This is a genomic window from Pseudomonas hydrolytica, from assembly GCF_021495345.1.
In the GTDB taxonomy this organism is placed as follows: domain Bacteria; phylum Pseudomonadota; class Gammaproteobacteria; order Pseudomonadales; family Pseudomonadaceae; genus Aquipseudomonas; species Aquipseudomonas hydrolytica.
This window is the reverse complement of sequence record NZ_CP099397.1, coordinates 3600377-3614777: the sequence shown is the minus strand read 5'-3', so window position 1 is coordinate 3614777 and position 14401 is coordinate 3600377. Positions and strand designations below refer to the sequence as shown.

The window sequence follows — 14401 nt, the reverse complement described above, 5'->3', positions numbered from 1 at the left end:
CGCGCTCTTCCGCTACGGGATAGCCTGCCCGCCACAGAGCGTAATCTGCGACAATCCCGCCTTTGCCCTGATTGCCCCGATCCAGATGACTGACCTCGCCACGCTGCAGAAGAAACTCGACCACGTCATGATCGCCGAGCGCCATCGCTTGCGCCGGCAGTTGCATGAGCTGCAGAAGCAGCCCGACGAGGCGAAGCTGGCGCAGTGGCTGGAGCGTTTTCAGGCGTCCAGCGACAAGGTGGCGGCGCGGCGCAGCAGCATCCCGGCGATGCGCTACGACGATGCGCTGCCGATTGCCGCCAAGCGCGACGAGATCAAGGCCGCGCTGGAAAAGAGCCAGGTGGTGGTGATTGCCGGTGAGACGGGGTCGGGCAAGACCACGCAGTTGCCGAAGATCTGCCTGGAGATTGGCCGGGGTGTGCATGGGCTGATCGGCCATACCCAGCCGCGCCGCTTGGCGGCGCGCAGTGTGGCGACTCGGGTAGCGGAAGAGATCGGCACACCGTTGGGCGAGCTGGTCGGCTATCAGGTGCGTTTCGAGGATCAGAGCAAGGACGGCACACTGATCAAGCTGATGACCGATGGCATCCTGCTCGCCGAAACCCAGCACGACCGCTTTCTGGAAAAGTACGACACCATCATCGTCGACGAGGCGCACGAACGCAGCCTCAATATCGACTTCCTGCTCGGCTACCTGAAGACCCTGCTGCCGCGTCGCCCGGATCTGAAGCTGATCATCACGTCGGCGACCATCGATCTGGAGCGTTTCTCCAAGCACTTCAATGACGCGCCGATCATCGAGGTGTCCGGCCGCACCTACCCGGTGGAAACCTGGTACCGCCCGCTGGCGGCCGAGGTGGACGAGGAGGGCGAGCGCCTGCTCGATGACCTGTCCATCGACCAGGGCATTCTCGCTGCGCTGGACGAGATCACCGAGCACGAGCGCAGCGTGGGCAAGCGCCCCGGCGATGTGCTGGTGTTCCTGCCCGGTGAGCGCGAGATTCGTGAGGCGGCCGAGGTGCTGCGCAAGGCCAACCTGCGCCACACCGAGGTGCTGCCGCTGTATGCGCGGTTGACGCCGGCCGAGCAGCAGAAGATTTTCGCGCCCATGCCGGGGCGCAAGATCGTGCTGGCCACCAACGTCGCCGAAACCTCGCTGACCGTGCCGGGCATCCGCTACGTGATCGACAGCGGCACCGCGCGCATCAGCCGCTACAGCTACCGCGCCAAGGTGCAGCGGCTGCCCATCGAGCCGGTGTCGCAGGCCAGCGCCAACCAGCGCAAGGGCCGATGCGGGCGGGTCGAGCCGGGCATCTGCATTCGTTTGTACAGCGAGGAGGATTTTCTCGGTCGCCCTGAGTTCACCGACCCGGAGATTCTGCGTACCAATCTCGCGGCGGTGATCCTGCAGATGCTGCACCTGCGCCTGGGCAGCATCGAGGACTTCCCCTTTATCGAGCCGCCAGACGGCAAGGCCATCAGCGACGGCTTCAACCTGTTGCAGGAGCTGTCGGCGGTCAACCGCGAAAGCCAGCTTACGCCCATCGGCCGGCAACTGGCGCGCCTGCCTATCGACCCACGCCTGGGGCGCATGGTGCTGGAAGGCGCCAAGCAGGGCAGCCTGGAGGAGATCCTGATCGTCGCTGCCGCGCTGTCGGTGCAGGACCCGCGCGAGCGACCGATGGATCGCCAGCAGGCCGCCGACCAGGCGCATGCGCAGTGGAAGGATGTGGACTCGGACTTCGCCGCGCTGATCAACCTGTGGCGCGGCTTCGAGGAGAAACGCCAGGAGCTGGGCAGCAACCCGCTGCGTACCTGGTGCAAGAAGAACTTCCTCAACTACATGCGCCTGCGCGAATGGCGCGACGCGCACCGGCAACTGGTGCTGATCGCCCGTGAGCTGCAATTGCAGGGCGGGCGCGGCTCGGGTGGGGGCGATCAAGGTGCGCAGAAGGATCGCCGGCAAGCCGGCTCCTACGAGGCGGCGGTTGCTCCGACCAAGGACACCCGCGTCAACGCCATCGCCCGCCAGCAGGCCGAGGCCAGCGAGGCGGCGGTGCGGGCGAAGAACTATGCCGCCGTGCACAAGGCGATTCTTGCCGGCCTGCTCAGCCAGATCGGCCAGAAGACCGAGGAGGGCGACTACCTCGGCGCGCGCCAGCGGCGTTTCTGGATTCATCCATCGAGCGTGATCGGGCGCAAGAAGCCCAACTGGGTGATGGCCGCCGAGCTGGTGGAAACCACCAAGCTGTTCGCCCGTATGGTGGCCAAGATCGAGCCGGACTGGATCGAGCCGCTGGCGGCGCATCTGGTGAAGAAGAACCATCTGGAACCGCATTGGGAGAAGAAGCGCGGCCAGGTGGTGGCGTACGAGCAGGTCACCCTGTACGGCATGATCATCGTCGGCCGCCGCCCGGTGCATTACGGCCCCATCGACCCGCCGGTGGCGCGCGAGATGTTCATTCGCGAGGGGCTGGTGCGAGGCGAGATCAACAGCCGCGTGCGCTGCCTGACCGCCAACCGCCAGTTGCTCGAACGCCTCGACGAGCTGGAGGCCAAGTCGCGCCGCCGCGATATTCTCGCCGACGAGGAAACCCTGTTCGGCTACTACGAGGCGCGCATCCCGCAGGATATCTACCAGGCCGCGAGTTTCGAGAGCTGGTACAAGAAGGGCAGCGCGGCCGATCCGCAGCTGTTGATCATGCGCGAGGAGGATGCCCTGGCCCGCGATGCCAAGGAGGTCACCGCCGCGCAGTACCCGGACACCTTGCGCATCGGCGAGCTGCAACTGCCGCTGTCCTATCACTTCGAGCCCAACCACCCGCGTGACGGCGTGACCCTGCGTGTGCCGGCGCCGCTGTTGCCGCAACTGCAGCCCGAGCGCCTGGAGTGGTTGGTGCCGGGTCTGCTGGAGGCCAAGTGCGTGGCGCTGGTGCGCGGCCTGCCCAAGGCGCTGCGCAAGAACTTCGTGCCGGTGCCGGACTTCGTTGGCGCCGCGCTGGACAAGCTGGTGTTCGGCCAGGGCTCGCTGCCGCAGGCCCTTGGTGCCGAGCTGCTGCGCATGACCGGCGCGCGGGTGTCCGACGAGGCCTGGGCGGAAGCGGCTGAAAGCATCGAAAACCACCTGAAGATGAATATCGAGGTGGTGGACGCGCGTGGCAAGTTCCTCGGCGAAGGTCGCGACCTGGCCGAGCTGACCGCGCGTTTCGCCGAGGCCAGCCAGGCTGCCTTGGCCATCCCGCAGCAGAGTGACAAGCCGAAAGCGGTGGAGGCCAAGGCCTTTGCCGAAGTGGCCGAGAAGGCGCAGCAGAAGATTGCCGGGCTTTCCATGACCGTCTACCCGGCGCTGGTGGAAGAAGCGGGCGTGGTCAAGGAAGGGCGCTTCCCGACCCAGGCCGAGGCCGACTTCCAGCACCGTCGCGCCCTGCAACGCCTGCTGCTGCAGCAACTGGCTGATCAAGCGAAGTTCCTGCGCGGCAAGCTGCCGGGGCTGACCGAGCTGGGCCTGCTCTATCGCGATATCGGCCGCATCGAGGCGCTGGTCGAGGACATTCTGCTGGCCAGCCTGGATGCCTGCATCCTCGAAGGCGAAGCGACGCTGCCGCGTGATGGCGCGGCCCTGGCGCAACTGGCCGAGCGCAAGCGCGGTGACTGGACGGCGCATGCCGAGCGCGTCGCCCGCCAGGTGCTGGAAATCCTCAAGCTCAACCATGGCCTGCAGAAGCGCTTCAAGGGCAAGATCGATCTGGCCCAGGCCATGGCGCTTAACGACATCAAGCAGCAACTGGCCAATCTGGTGTATGCCGGCTTCGTGCGCGAGACGCCGGGCGAGTGGCTCAAGGAAATCCCGCGTTACCTCAAGGCCATCGAGCAGCGCCTGGACAAGGTCGGCGCGCAGGTGCAGCGCGACCGCGTCTGGGCCGGCGAGCTGACCGGCTATTGGGAGCAGTACCAGGCGCGCACGGCCAAGCATGCCCAGGAAGGCAAACGCGACCCGCAGCTGACTCTGTACCGCTGGATGCTGGAGGAATACCGCGTGTCACTGTTCGCCCAGCAACTGGGGACGAAGATGGCGGTATCGGACAAGCGCCTCGCCAAGCAGTGGAGCCTGGTGGAGGCCTGAGCCGCTTTGCGCTAGGGTCAGAAACAACCGCAACCAAGGAGGCGCCTCATGCGTTTACCGCGCATGCGCAACGTGATGGCCTGGACGCTTGTACTGCTGTTGCTGATCGCGGTGGCCCTGCTGGGCGTTCGCATTGCCGGGCTGTCTTCATTGCCCGATTTGCAGCCCTGGCACCGCCTGGTGCCGCAGGAACTGGAGGCGGATGAACTGGACCAGGCTGACTGGCAGGCCTATCTGGCAGCCGAGGCCGCGATACACCAGCGCCTGCAACGCGAGCTGATCGAGCCGGTGACGGCGGCCGGCGTGGCACCATTCAGCCGCTATTCCAGTGACAGCCCCGTCTACCCCGGCAAGCTGCCGCGGGACTGGAATCGCTCCTTCATCCTACCGCCAGTCGGTGCGCCACGCGGCGTGGTGGTGTTGCTGCACGGCCTGACCGATTCGCCCTATAGCCTGCGCCATATCGCCAGCCACCTGAGCGAGCAGGGCCTGCTCGCCGTGGTACCGCGCATGCCCGGCCACGGCACCGTGCCGGGTGCGCTGACCGCGGCACGCTGGGAGCAGTGGCTGGCCGCCACCCGCCTGGCGGTGCGCGAAGCCCGGCGCCAGGTGCCGGACGGGCCGCTGTACCTGATCGGCTATTCCAACGGCGGCGCCCTGGCGCTGCGCTACAGCCTGGCCGCGCTGGAGGACGAGCGCCTGGCCATGCCGCAGCGTCTGGTGCTGATTTCGCCGATGGTCGGGGTCACCCGCTATGCCCGTTATGCCGGCTTGGCAGCCTTGCCGGCAGTGTTGCCGGCGTTCGCCAAATCGGCCTGGATGAACGTGCTGCCGGAATTCAATCCGTTCAAGTACAACTCCTTTCCGGTGCATGCCGCGCGGCAGACCTACGAGCTGACGCATGAGGTGCAGCGCGCCTTCGATGCCGCCGAGGCCGATGGACGTTTGCAGCGGCTGCCGCCGGTGCTGGCCTTCCAGTCGCTGGCCGACAGCACGGTAAGCACGCCGGCAGTGGTGCGCGACCTGTTCGAACGCCTGCCGGCCAACGGCAGCGAACTGGTGGTCTTCGACATCAATCGTTCGCAGGCGGTCAGCTCGCTGCTGCGGGCCGACATGAGCAGCTTGCTGGAACAGTTGCTGCCGCCGGCCGAGCGCGACTACGACCTGACCGTGGTGGGCGTGGCACCCGAACGGGGGCGTGCGGTCGAGGCCCGGCGTACCGCGGCGGGCAGCTTGCAGGCGATCAGCCAGCCTCTGGGCGTGGACTACCCGAGCCAGCTGTTCTCGCTGTCGCACGTAGCACTGCCGTTTCCGCCCAGCGATCCCTTGTACGGCAGCGATCCGGCGCCTGGCGAAGACTACGGCGTGGCGCTGGGCACCCTGGCGCCGCGCGGTGAGCACGGCGTGCTGGTGGTGGGGCTGGGCAGCCTGCAGCGGGTGACGTCCAATCCCTTCTACGACTACCTGCGTGAGCGCATCGACGAAGACCTGTAGGTGGCTCGGTGCGCACGGCGCACCCCACGGTTGCCTTGTGTAGGGTGCGCCGTGCGCACCAGCCTGGTGGGAATTTCAGGTTACAACCGGAAACGCCCCACCAGTCCATCGAGCTGCGTCGAGAGCGCCTGCAGGTCGCTGCTGGCCTGGTTCAGCTGATCGGCGATATGGGTGGTACCGACGGTCAGTTCGTTGATGTCGACGATATTGCGGTTGATGTCCTCGACCACGCTGGACTGCTCCTCGGTGGCGGTGGCGATCTGAATGTTCTGATCGCTGATCTGGCCGATATGGCCGTTGATCTGCTCCAGCGCGGCTGAGGCCTTGCCGACGTACTCCACCACCAGCGCGCTTTGCCGTTGCTCCTTGGCCATGGCCCGCGCATTTCGCCGCAAGGTGGAGCTAGCCCCAGCGAATGGCTGCGTCAGATCGCTCAATAGGCGAAATGGGCGATGGCTTGCCTGACCTTGTCCAGCCCATCTTCCAGTTGCGCCAGGGTGACCGAGCCAAGGGCCAGGCGCAGCGCATGGGGCACCTGCTCCGAAGTGCTGAACGGCTCAGCGGTGGAGACCGCCACCTGCTCGCGCAGCAGGCGCGCCACGACCTGATCGGCGCGCACCTCGGCCGGTAATGGCAGCCAGAGGAAGTAGCCGGCCTCATGGCCGATCGGTTGCAGGCCGGCCAGCACGCGCCGAGCCAGCGCTTGCCGACAGCGGGCGTCCTCGCGCTTCTGCGCTTGCAGGCGTGCCAGTGTGCCGTCTTCGATCCAGGCGCAGACCAGCGCCGTCATGATGCCCGGGGTGTTCCAGGTGCTGGCGCGGATGCTGCGCTCCAGTGCGGCGACCCAGACGGCAGGCGCAGTCAGGTAGCCAACCCGCAAGCCGGTGGCGATGTTCTTCGAGAAGCCCGACACATGCACCGTGCGTTCGGGCGCCAGGGCGGCCAGTGGCGCTGGTGCCGAGCTGGCCAGGAAGGCGTAGGCGGCATCCTCGATGATCAGCAGGTCGTGCTCGCGGGCGATGTCGACCAGGCGCTCGCGCTGTCGCTGATCGAGTACCCAGCCCAGCGGGTTGTGCAGGGTCGGCATGCTGTAGATCGCCCGTACCCGGCGCGTTCTGCACAGTGCTGCCAGGGCAGCGAAATCGGGACCGCTGGCATCGCAAGGTATTGCCAGCAATTCCACGCCGCGCGCGGCGGCGGCCGCCTTGAAGCCGGGGTAGGTGAGGGTGTCGACCGCGACCACGTCACCGGGCTTGAGCAGGGTCTGCAGGGTCAGCGCCAGGCCGTGCTGGGCGCCATTGACGATCAGCACCTGTTGCGCCGTGACCGGGAGTCCCTGATCCGTCAGGTGCCTGGCCAGCAATGCCCGCTCATGGGGGCGCCCGGCATGGGGCTGGTAGCGCAGCAGCGCCTCCAGATCACCGGACAATGCCAGCTGGCGCAGGGCCTGGCGCAGCAGGTCGGCCTGGCCCGGCAACGTGGGGTAGTTGAAGTTGAGGTCGAGCATGCCGCCCTCTGTCGCCGGCTGGTCGATACCGTGGCCAGGCGCCAGGCTGGTCTCGCGCACGAAGGTGCCGCGCCCGGTTTCGCCACTGACCAGGCCCATGGCGTGCAGCTCGGCGTAGACCCGTGATGCGGTGACCAGGGCGATGCCGCGCTGCGCGGCCAGTTCGCGGTGCGTGGGCAGGCGTGTGCCGGGCGCGAGCGCGCCGCAGCGGATGTCGGCGGCCAACTGATCGACCAGTTGCTTGTAGCGCGCACGGGGCATGGGTTGTATCCATGACAATTATTTGATTGTCATGATCATTGCCCCGAAGCTGCGTGGCAACCCGTTTCATCACAGGAGCTGCCATGCACATCGCCATTCTGACCTTCGAGGGGTTCAACGAGCTCGACTCGCTGATCGCCTTCGCCATTCTCAGCCGCATTCGCCGGCCCGACTGGCGCGTCAGCATCGCCAGCCCAGCTGCGCGCGTGACATCCATGAACGGGTTGGTGATCGATAGCCAGATCGACCTGCAGCAGGCCTGCGCGGCCGATGCGGTGATCGTCGGCAGTGGCATGCGCACCCGTGAGGTGGTGGCGGATGCAGCGCTGATGGCGCAGCTGCGCCTCGACCCGGCGCGGCAACTGCTGGCGGCGCAGTGTTCCGGCACGCTGGTGCTGGCCCGGCTCGGCCTGCTCGACGGCGTCGCCGCCTGCACCGATCTGACCAGCAAACCCTGGGTGGAGGCAGCGGGCGTGGCAGTGCTCGATCAGCCACTGTTCGCCCGTGGCAATGTCGCCACGGCAGGCGGCTGCCTGGCGTCGATCTATCTCGCCGCCTGGGTCATTGCCCGTCTGGTCGGCCTCGACGAGGCGCGCCAGGCGCTGCACTACGTGGCGCCAGTGGGTGAGAAGGCGCAGTACCTGGCGGCGGCGATGGCGGCGATCGGTCCTTATCTTCAGGGCCGTACAGAGGCGTGACGGGTTCGTGCATCGCGGCAAGCTGTCGTACCATCGCCGACTGACTCCGCCACGAGCCTTCGCGCATGTTCGAAATCCAGCCCATCGACCCCGCTTTCTATCGCCAGCAGACGCGCCGCAGCACGGCGGTGATTGCCGCCATCTTCGTGGCGCTGGCCATGCTCTGCGCCACGGCGAGCACGCAGGTGTTCGGCACGCCGGGTGGCGACAACTTCAAGTGGAATCTGCTGGGTGTGCTGGCCGGCCTGGCGTTGACCATCGCCCTGGTGCGCCTGCAGCTATGGCCGCGGCCGTTCATGGCGCCGGCCGTCTACGGCTGGCGCCTCAAGCGCAGCCTGATGCGCGTGACCAACGTGATGCATCACGTCAAGGCGGGCGTGGCTCAGGGCGATGAAACGGCGATGAAGCTGCTGCGCTTCTACCACCTGGGGGTGACCCAGATGCATCAGCTCGACGGCAACTCCAGCGAGCTGAGCCAGATGGTGCGCGAGATCGACGCGCACCGCGATGTCATGCAGCAGCAGGGGCTGGAGCTGGAGCAGACGCGTCTCGATCTGCAGTGGCTGGAGCGGGTCAAGGCGTTCAAGGCATAAGCCGTGGGCGGGCGCTGTGGTCTGATCAGCCCGCCCTGCAACTGATCGGGCCGCTCAGGGGCCTGCTTCGCGCGTAGGCAGCCGACTGCTGGCCAGCAGCCCTGCCAGGGCAAGGCTGGCCAGTACCATCAGCAAGGCCTCGGCGCTGAAGGCATCCAGGATCATCGCTGCGCCTATCGGTCCCGCTGCCTGCGCAACGAGCATGGGCCTGGCGAGCAGGCCCATGCGCGCGCCATAACCGGTGGGGCCGAACAGCACCAGCGGCAAGGTCCCGCGCGTGATGGTCAGGATGCCGTTGCCTGCGCCATACAGGGCGATGGCGACGAACGCCAGCCAGGCCTGAGCCGGTACCAGCAGCAGGATGCCAACCAGGCAGAGCAGAACACCCAGGCGCGTGGCCCAGGTTGGGTGAAGGCCCTGACCCCAGGTGAATTCCGCGATGCGCCCGGCAACCTGCGCCGGCCCCATGATCATTCCGATGGCCAGGGCTGAAGCAGTGGCCATGCCGAGCAACTTGAGCATATCCAGCAGATGCACCGACACGGTCGACGCCACCAATGATTGCAGGGTCAGCAGCAGCGCGAGCAGGAGGAATAGCTGGCGGTAGGCGAGCGGTTGGCCGGCTTCTGCGTTCGCCTGCGTGCGGCTGCTGGCTGGGGCAGGGGCGGTTGGAGCCTTCGGCACGAAAAGCAGGTAAATCGGCAGGCCCACTGCCAAATGGGCACCGGCCAGCACGAAGCATGCGTCTCGCCAGCCCAGTTGATGTTCCAGATAGGCGAGCAAGGGCCACCCCAGGGTGCTGGCGAACCCGCCCAGCAGCGTCAGGCCACTGATGGAGGAGCGTGCCGCGCTGCCCAGCAGGCTGCCCAGCGTGGCGAAGGCGGCGTCGTACAGGCCCGCCGCCATGGCCAGACCGATGATGGTCCAGGCCAGGTAGTACACCGGCAGATGCTGGGCCGCGCCCATGAGGGCGAGACCCAGAGCCATGAGAATCGAGCTTGCCGCCAGCGTCGAGCGGCCGCCGTGACGGTCGATCATGCGGCCGACCCGGGGCGAACAGGCTCCGGCAACCAGCAGGCCGAGGGAAAGCCCCATCACCACTCGGGTGATCGACCAGCCCGTTGCCTGCGTAATGGGGCTGGCCAGCACGGCAGGCAGGTAATAGGTCGAACTCCAGGCCAGTATCTGGCCAATCCCCATGGCGCCGACCAGGCGAAAGCGGCTGACCGAAGGCATTGGAGCGGTCTGTGGCATGGTCGCGGCATCCCGTTAGCGGTGGTTCGGCAGGGCGCAAAGCGCAGCAGGGGGAGTGGTGCGCTACGGCAACGCCCGTTCATACCAATGCCGGCTCTTGTTGACCAGGCGCACCAGCCAGAGCATCACCGGCACCTCGATCAGCACGCCGACGACCGTGGCCAGCGCCGCGCCGGAATCGAAACCATAAAGCACGATGGCCACCGCCACGGCCAGCTCGAAGAAGTTGGAGGCGCCAATCATGGTCGACGGGCCTGCCACGTCATGACGTACTTTCAGCGAGCGATTTAGGGCGTAACCCAGGGCTGCGATGAACAGCGTCTGCAGCAGGATCGGCAGGGCGAGGATGCCGATGACCAGCGGTTGCGCGACGATGGCCTGGCCCTGAAAGGAGAACAGCAGTACCAAGGTGCCGAGCAGGGCGAGGATGGAGAAGGGGGCGATCCTGGCCAGGGCCGCCTCGAAGACATGCTTGCCGCGCTTGAGCAACTGCGCGCGCACCGCCTGGGCGATGGCCAGGGGGATGACGATGTACATCACCACCGACAGCAGCAGGGTGTCCCATGGCACCGGGATCGACGACACGCCGAGCAGCAAGGCGACGATGGGGGCGAAGGCGAACACCATCACCAGGTCGTTGAGGGCCACCTGGCTGAGGGTGAAGTTGGCGTTGCCGCCACACAGGTTGCTCCACACGAACACCATCGCCGTACAGGGTGCGGCACCGAGCAGGATCAGCCCGGCCATGTAGCTGTCGAGCTGATCGGCCGGCAGCCAGTCGGCGAACAGGATCTTGATGAACAGCCAGCCGATCAGGGCCATGGAGAAGGGCTTGACCACCCAGTTGACGAACAGGGTGACGCCGATACCGGCTTTCTGCCCGCGCACTTCATGCAGCGAGGCGAAATCGATCTTCATCAGCATGGGGATGATCATCACCCAGATCAGCACGCCGACCGGGATGTTCACCTGCGCCACTTCCAGCGCGCCGACCGCCTGTGCGGCTTGCGGGGCGACGAGACCCAGCGCGGTACCCGCGGCGATGCAGAGAAAGACCCACAGGCTCAGGTAACGCTCGAAGAAGCCCAGGGGCGCGCCCGTGGAACCTGCTGGGGTGTTGTCACACGCATTTGTCATCTTCGCTGTCCATTCTCGTCGTTGGCGAACGGCCTCAGCATATTCGCTTTACTGAATATATGGAAATCAATATATTCGCTCGTGTGCATCTTCGACGGATAACCGCATGAGCCAGAAAAAGCGTGTCCTGTTCCTCTGCGTGGCCAACTCGTCGCGTTCGCAGATGGCCGAGGCGTTGCTGCGCCACACCGACCCGGAACACTTCGAGGCATTCAGCGCAGGCACCGCGCCCACCGAGGTTGACCCGCGCACCCGTCATGCGCTGGAGCACCTCGGAGTATCCACCGAAGGGCTGTTCAGCAAGTCGGTCGAGCAGGTCGCCGGCGAGCCGTTCGACTATGTGATCACCCTGTGCGACAAGTCCGCGCTGGAGTGCCTGGCGCTGCCCGGCACCGGTGAATACATCGCCTGGAACTTCGAGGACCCGGCCACCAGCGCGCAAAAGGATGCCTACCGCAAGACGCTGCACGAGATCCACGAACGGATAAAGATGTTCGTGCTGATCAAGAGCAAGCCGGCCAGTGCCGACCCCGAGGCCATGACCCCCACCGACGTGTTCAAGTGCCTGGCCGACGAGACGCGTACGCGCATCGCCCTGCTGGTTACCCTGGAGCAGGAACTGTGCGTCTGCGAGCTGACCGCGGCGCTGCAGCTGGCGCAACCGAAGATCTCCCGACACCTGGCCCTGCTGCGCAGCTGCGGGCTGCTGGAGGACCGGCGCAACGGCCAATGGGTCTACTACCGCCTGCATCCGCAGTTGCCCGAGTGGGTCAGGGAGGTGCTCAAGCGCACCCTCGACAGCAATGCCGAATGGCTGCGCCCGGACGTGCAGCGTCTGTGGCAGATGCGTGACCGACCGGGGCGCAAGCCGCTCTGCGATTGAGCCATGCGGCACCTCATGGCCAGCGCCAGTGCGCCTCGACCCGCCCCGGGCGTGATGCCGACACTGCCGCCCGTTTAACCCCTTGCAGCGGATGGAAACCATGCACGACGACCTGCCCAACATCGACCGGCAACTACTCGATCTACCGAATTCGGACAAGCTCAGCGTCGAGTCGGCCTCGACCCATGCGCCGCGCATCCTGCTGCTGTACGGCTCCACCCGCGAGAAGTCCTTCAGCCGCCTGCTGACCGAGGAGGCCGCGCGCCTGTTGCAGCGCTTCGGCGCCGAGACGCGCATCTACGACCCGCGCGGCCTGCCGCTGCCGGACGATGCGCCGGACAGCCATGCCAAGGTGCAGGAGCTGCGCGAGCTGATGCAGTGGTCGGAGGGCCAGGTGTGGTGCTCGCCCGAACGCCACGGCGCGATGACTGCCGTGTTCAAGGCGCAGATCGACTGGGTGCCGCTGGCCATGGGCGCGGTCCGCCCGACCCAGGGCAAGACCCTGGCGGTGATGCAGGTCTGCGGCGGCTCGCAGTCGTTCAACGTGGTCAATCAGCTGCGCGTGCTGGGGCGCTGGATGCGCATGTTCACCATCCCCAACCAGTCCTCGGTGCCCAAGGCCTTCATGGAGTTCGACGCGGAGGGCCGGATGAAACCGTCCTCGTTCTACGACCGCCTGGTGGACGTGATGGAGGAACTGGTCAAGTTCACCCTGCTGCTGCGCGACCGCTCCGACTACCTGGTCGATCGCTACTCCGAGCGCAAGGAGTCGGCCGAAGAACTGTCCAAGCGCGTCAATCAGCGCGCCCTCTGAGCGAAGGAACTGCCCGCCATGACTCATCCCTACGATGTACTGCACGTGCCCGGCCTGGCCGGCGCGCTGATTTTCACGCCTTGCCCCGGCACCCGGGAAACCTCGCTGGAACAGGCGCTGCTGGCGCTCAAGCAGGCCGGTGCGGAAGGGCTGATCACCCTGATGCCGCGCAGCGAGCTGGCCGCCAATGGTGCCGAACGTATCGCCCAGCAGTGCCAGGCCCTGGACCTGGCCTGGTATCACCTGCCGGTGGCCGACGAACAGGTGCCGCTGGAGGATTTCGGCGAGGGCTGGCGGGCATCGCGCCAGGCGATTCTCGAACACCTGCGTGGCGGCCGCGCGCTGGCCATCCACTGCAAGGGCGGCTCCGGGCGCACCGGCCTGATCGCCGCACGCATCCTCATCGAGGCCGGCATCGCGCGCAGCCAGGCCATTGCCCTGGTGCAGGCATTGCGACCCAAGGCCATCCAGCATCCCGCGCATCTCAACTGGATCAACCAGTTCGACGCGACCCACTGATAGAGGCATCGACATGAGCATCAAAGTAGGCATCAACGGTTTTGGCCGCATCGGCCGTCTGGCCCTGCGCGCCGCCTGGAACTGGCCCGAGCTGGAGTTCGTGCAGATCAACGACCCGGCTGGCGACGCCGCCACCCATGCGCACCTGCTCAATTTCGACTCGGTGCACGGCCGCTGGCAGCATGAGGCGGGCAGCGAGGGCGATTGCCTGGTGATCGATGGCAAGCGCATCAAGGTGACCGCCAACAAGGCCATCGCCGACACCGACTGGAGCGGCTGCGACCTGGTGCTCGAGGCCAGCGGCAAGATGAAGACGGTCGCCGTGCTGCAGGACTATCTGCAGCAGGGCGTGGGGCGCGTGGTGGTCTGCGCGCCGGTCAAGGAGCAGGGCGCGCTGAACGTGGTGATGGGCGTCAACCAGCACCTGTTCGACCCGGCGCAGCACCGCATCGTCACCGCCGCGTCCTGCACCACCAACTGCCTGGCACCGGTGGTCAAGGTGATCCACGAGGCGTTGGGCATTCGTCACGGCTCGATCACCACCATCCACGACCTGACCAACACCCAGAGCATCCTCGATACGCCGCACAAGGATCTGCGCCGCGCCCGCGCCTCGGGTATGAGCCTGATTCCCACCACCACCGGTTCTGCCACGGCTATTGCCGAGATCTTCCCGGAGCTGCGCGGCAAGCTCAACGGCCATGCCGTGCGCGTGCCGCTGGCCAACGCCTCGCTGACCGACTGCGTGTTCGAGGTCGAGCGTGCCACCACCGCCGAGGAGGTCAACGCGCTGCTCAGGGCGGCCGCCGAAGGGCCGCTGCACGGCATCCTGGGTTATGAAGAGCGCCCGCTGGTGTCCATCGACTACCGCACCGATCCGCGCTCGTCCATCGTCGATGCCCTGTCGACCCTGGTGGTGGCCGGCACCCAGGTGAAGATCTACGCCTGGTACGACAACGAGTGGGGCTATGCCAACCGCGCGGTGGAGCTGGCGCGCCTGGTCGGCCAGGCCGGCTGATTCGTAGGGTACGCCGTGCGCACCAGCCAGCGCAGCGCATGGGAAGGACAGGCTTGTGAGGCGTCCTTCCTGCTGCCTGGGATGAATCATCGGCTTGCCC

12 protein-coding genes are annotated in these 14401 nt (G+C 66.5%); 8 read left to right on the top strand and 4 right to left on the bottom strand.

Annotated elements, in window-relative coordinates; genetic code table 11:
- The first annotated feature begins 85 nt into the window (after positions 1–85).
- Together hrpA and L1F06_RS16850 are read left to right on the top strand one after the other, a co-directional pair.
- A complete protein-coding gene (hrpA, locus tag L1F06_RS16855) occupies positions 86–4123 on the top strand; it encodes an ATP-dependent RNA helicase HrpA (RefSeq protein WP_129481499.1) in 4038 nt (1345 codons plus the stop codon).
- A 48-nt stretch (positions 4124–4171) separates the two neighbouring features.
- Positions 4172–5617, top strand: coding sequence for an alpha/beta hydrolase (locus L1F06_RS16850; RefSeq protein WP_129481498.1), 1446 nt, complete (start codon positions 4172–4174; stop codon positions 5615–5617).
- A gap of 80 nt (positions 5618–5697) precedes the next feature.
- Here L1F06_RS16850 and L1F06_RS16845 read toward each other — a convergent pair whose 3' ends face one another.
- Together L1F06_RS16845 and L1F06_RS16840 are read right to left on the bottom strand one after the other, a co-directional pair.
- Entirely contained in the window at positions 5698–5991 is a 294-nt protein-coding gene (locus L1F06_RS16845; protein ID WP_252576681.1) for a hemolysin activation protein, read from the bottom strand.
- Positions 5992–6050: 59 nt separating this feature from the next.
- Complete coding sequence (locus L1F06_RS16840) at positions 6051–7385, bottom strand: aminotransferase-like domain-containing protein (RefSeq protein ID WP_129481496.1); 1335 nt, start codon at positions 7383–7385, stop codon at positions 6051–6053.
- Between the two features lie 83 nt (positions 7386–7468).
- On the opposite strand from L1F06_RS16840, the gene L1F06_RS16835 reads away from it, so the two are divergent.
- Together L1F06_RS16835 and L1F06_RS16830 are read left to right on the top strand one after the other, a co-directional pair.
- Complete coding sequence (locus L1F06_RS16835; RefSeq protein ID WP_129481495.1) at positions 7469–8083, top strand: DJ-1/PfpI family protein; 615 nt, start codon at positions 7469–7471, stop codon at positions 8081–8083.
- Positions 8084–8148: 65 nt separating this feature from the next.
- Entirely contained in the window at positions 8149–8676 is a 528-nt protein-coding gene (locus L1F06_RS16830; protein ID WP_129481494.1) for a DUF3087 domain-containing protein, read from the top strand.
- 54 nt (positions 8677–8730) lie between these two features.
- Here L1F06_RS16830 and L1F06_RS16825 read toward each other — a convergent pair whose 3' ends face one another.
- Together L1F06_RS16825 and arsB are read right to left on the bottom strand one after the other, a co-directional pair.
- A complete protein-coding gene (locus L1F06_RS16825) occupies positions 8731–9930 on the bottom strand; it encodes an MFS transporter (RefSeq protein ID WP_129481493.1) in 1200 nt (399 codons plus the stop codon).
- A 63-nt stretch (positions 9931–9993) separates the two neighbouring features.
- Positions 9994–11067: an ACR3 family arsenite efflux transporter gene (gene arsB, locus L1F06_RS16820; RefSeq protein ID WP_129481492.1), complete on the bottom strand. Its 1074-nt coding sequence runs from the start codon at positions 11065–11067 to the stop codon at positions 9994–9996.
- Between the two features lie 106 nt (positions 11068–11173).
- Here arsB and L1F06_RS16815 point away from each other — a divergent pair, with 106 nt between their 5' ends.
- The 4 genes from L1F06_RS16815 (at position 11174) to L1F06_RS16800 (ending at position 14301) form a co-directional block, all read left to right on the top strand.
- Positions 11174–11950 (top strand): metalloregulator ArsR/SmtB family transcription factor, encoded by a 777-nt coding sequence (locus tag L1F06_RS16815; protein WP_129481491.1) that lies wholly within the window; start codon positions 11174–11176, stop codon positions 11948–11950.
- A 100-nt stretch (positions 11951–12050) separates the two neighbouring features.
- Positions 12051–12764 carry an arsenical resistance protein ArsH gene (arsH, locus tag L1F06_RS16810; RefSeq protein WP_129481490.1) on the top strand — a complete coding sequence of 238 codons (714 nt, stop codon included), beginning with the start codon at positions 12051–12053 and terminating at the stop codon, positions 12762–12764.
- Between the two features lie 18 nt (positions 12765–12782).
- Positions 12783–13283 carry a cyclin-dependent kinase inhibitor 3 family protein gene (locus L1F06_RS16805; RefSeq protein ID WP_129481489.1) on the top strand — a complete coding sequence of 167 codons (501 nt, stop codon included), beginning with the start codon at positions 12783–12785 and terminating at the stop codon, positions 13281–13283.
- A 13-nt stretch (positions 13284–13296) separates the two neighbouring features.
- A complete protein-coding gene (locus L1F06_RS16800) occupies positions 13297–14301 on the top strand; it encodes an ArsJ-associated glyceraldehyde-3-phosphate dehydrogenase (protein WP_129481488.1) in 1005 nt (334 codons plus the stop codon).
- Positions 14302–14401 lie beyond the last annotated feature (100 nt).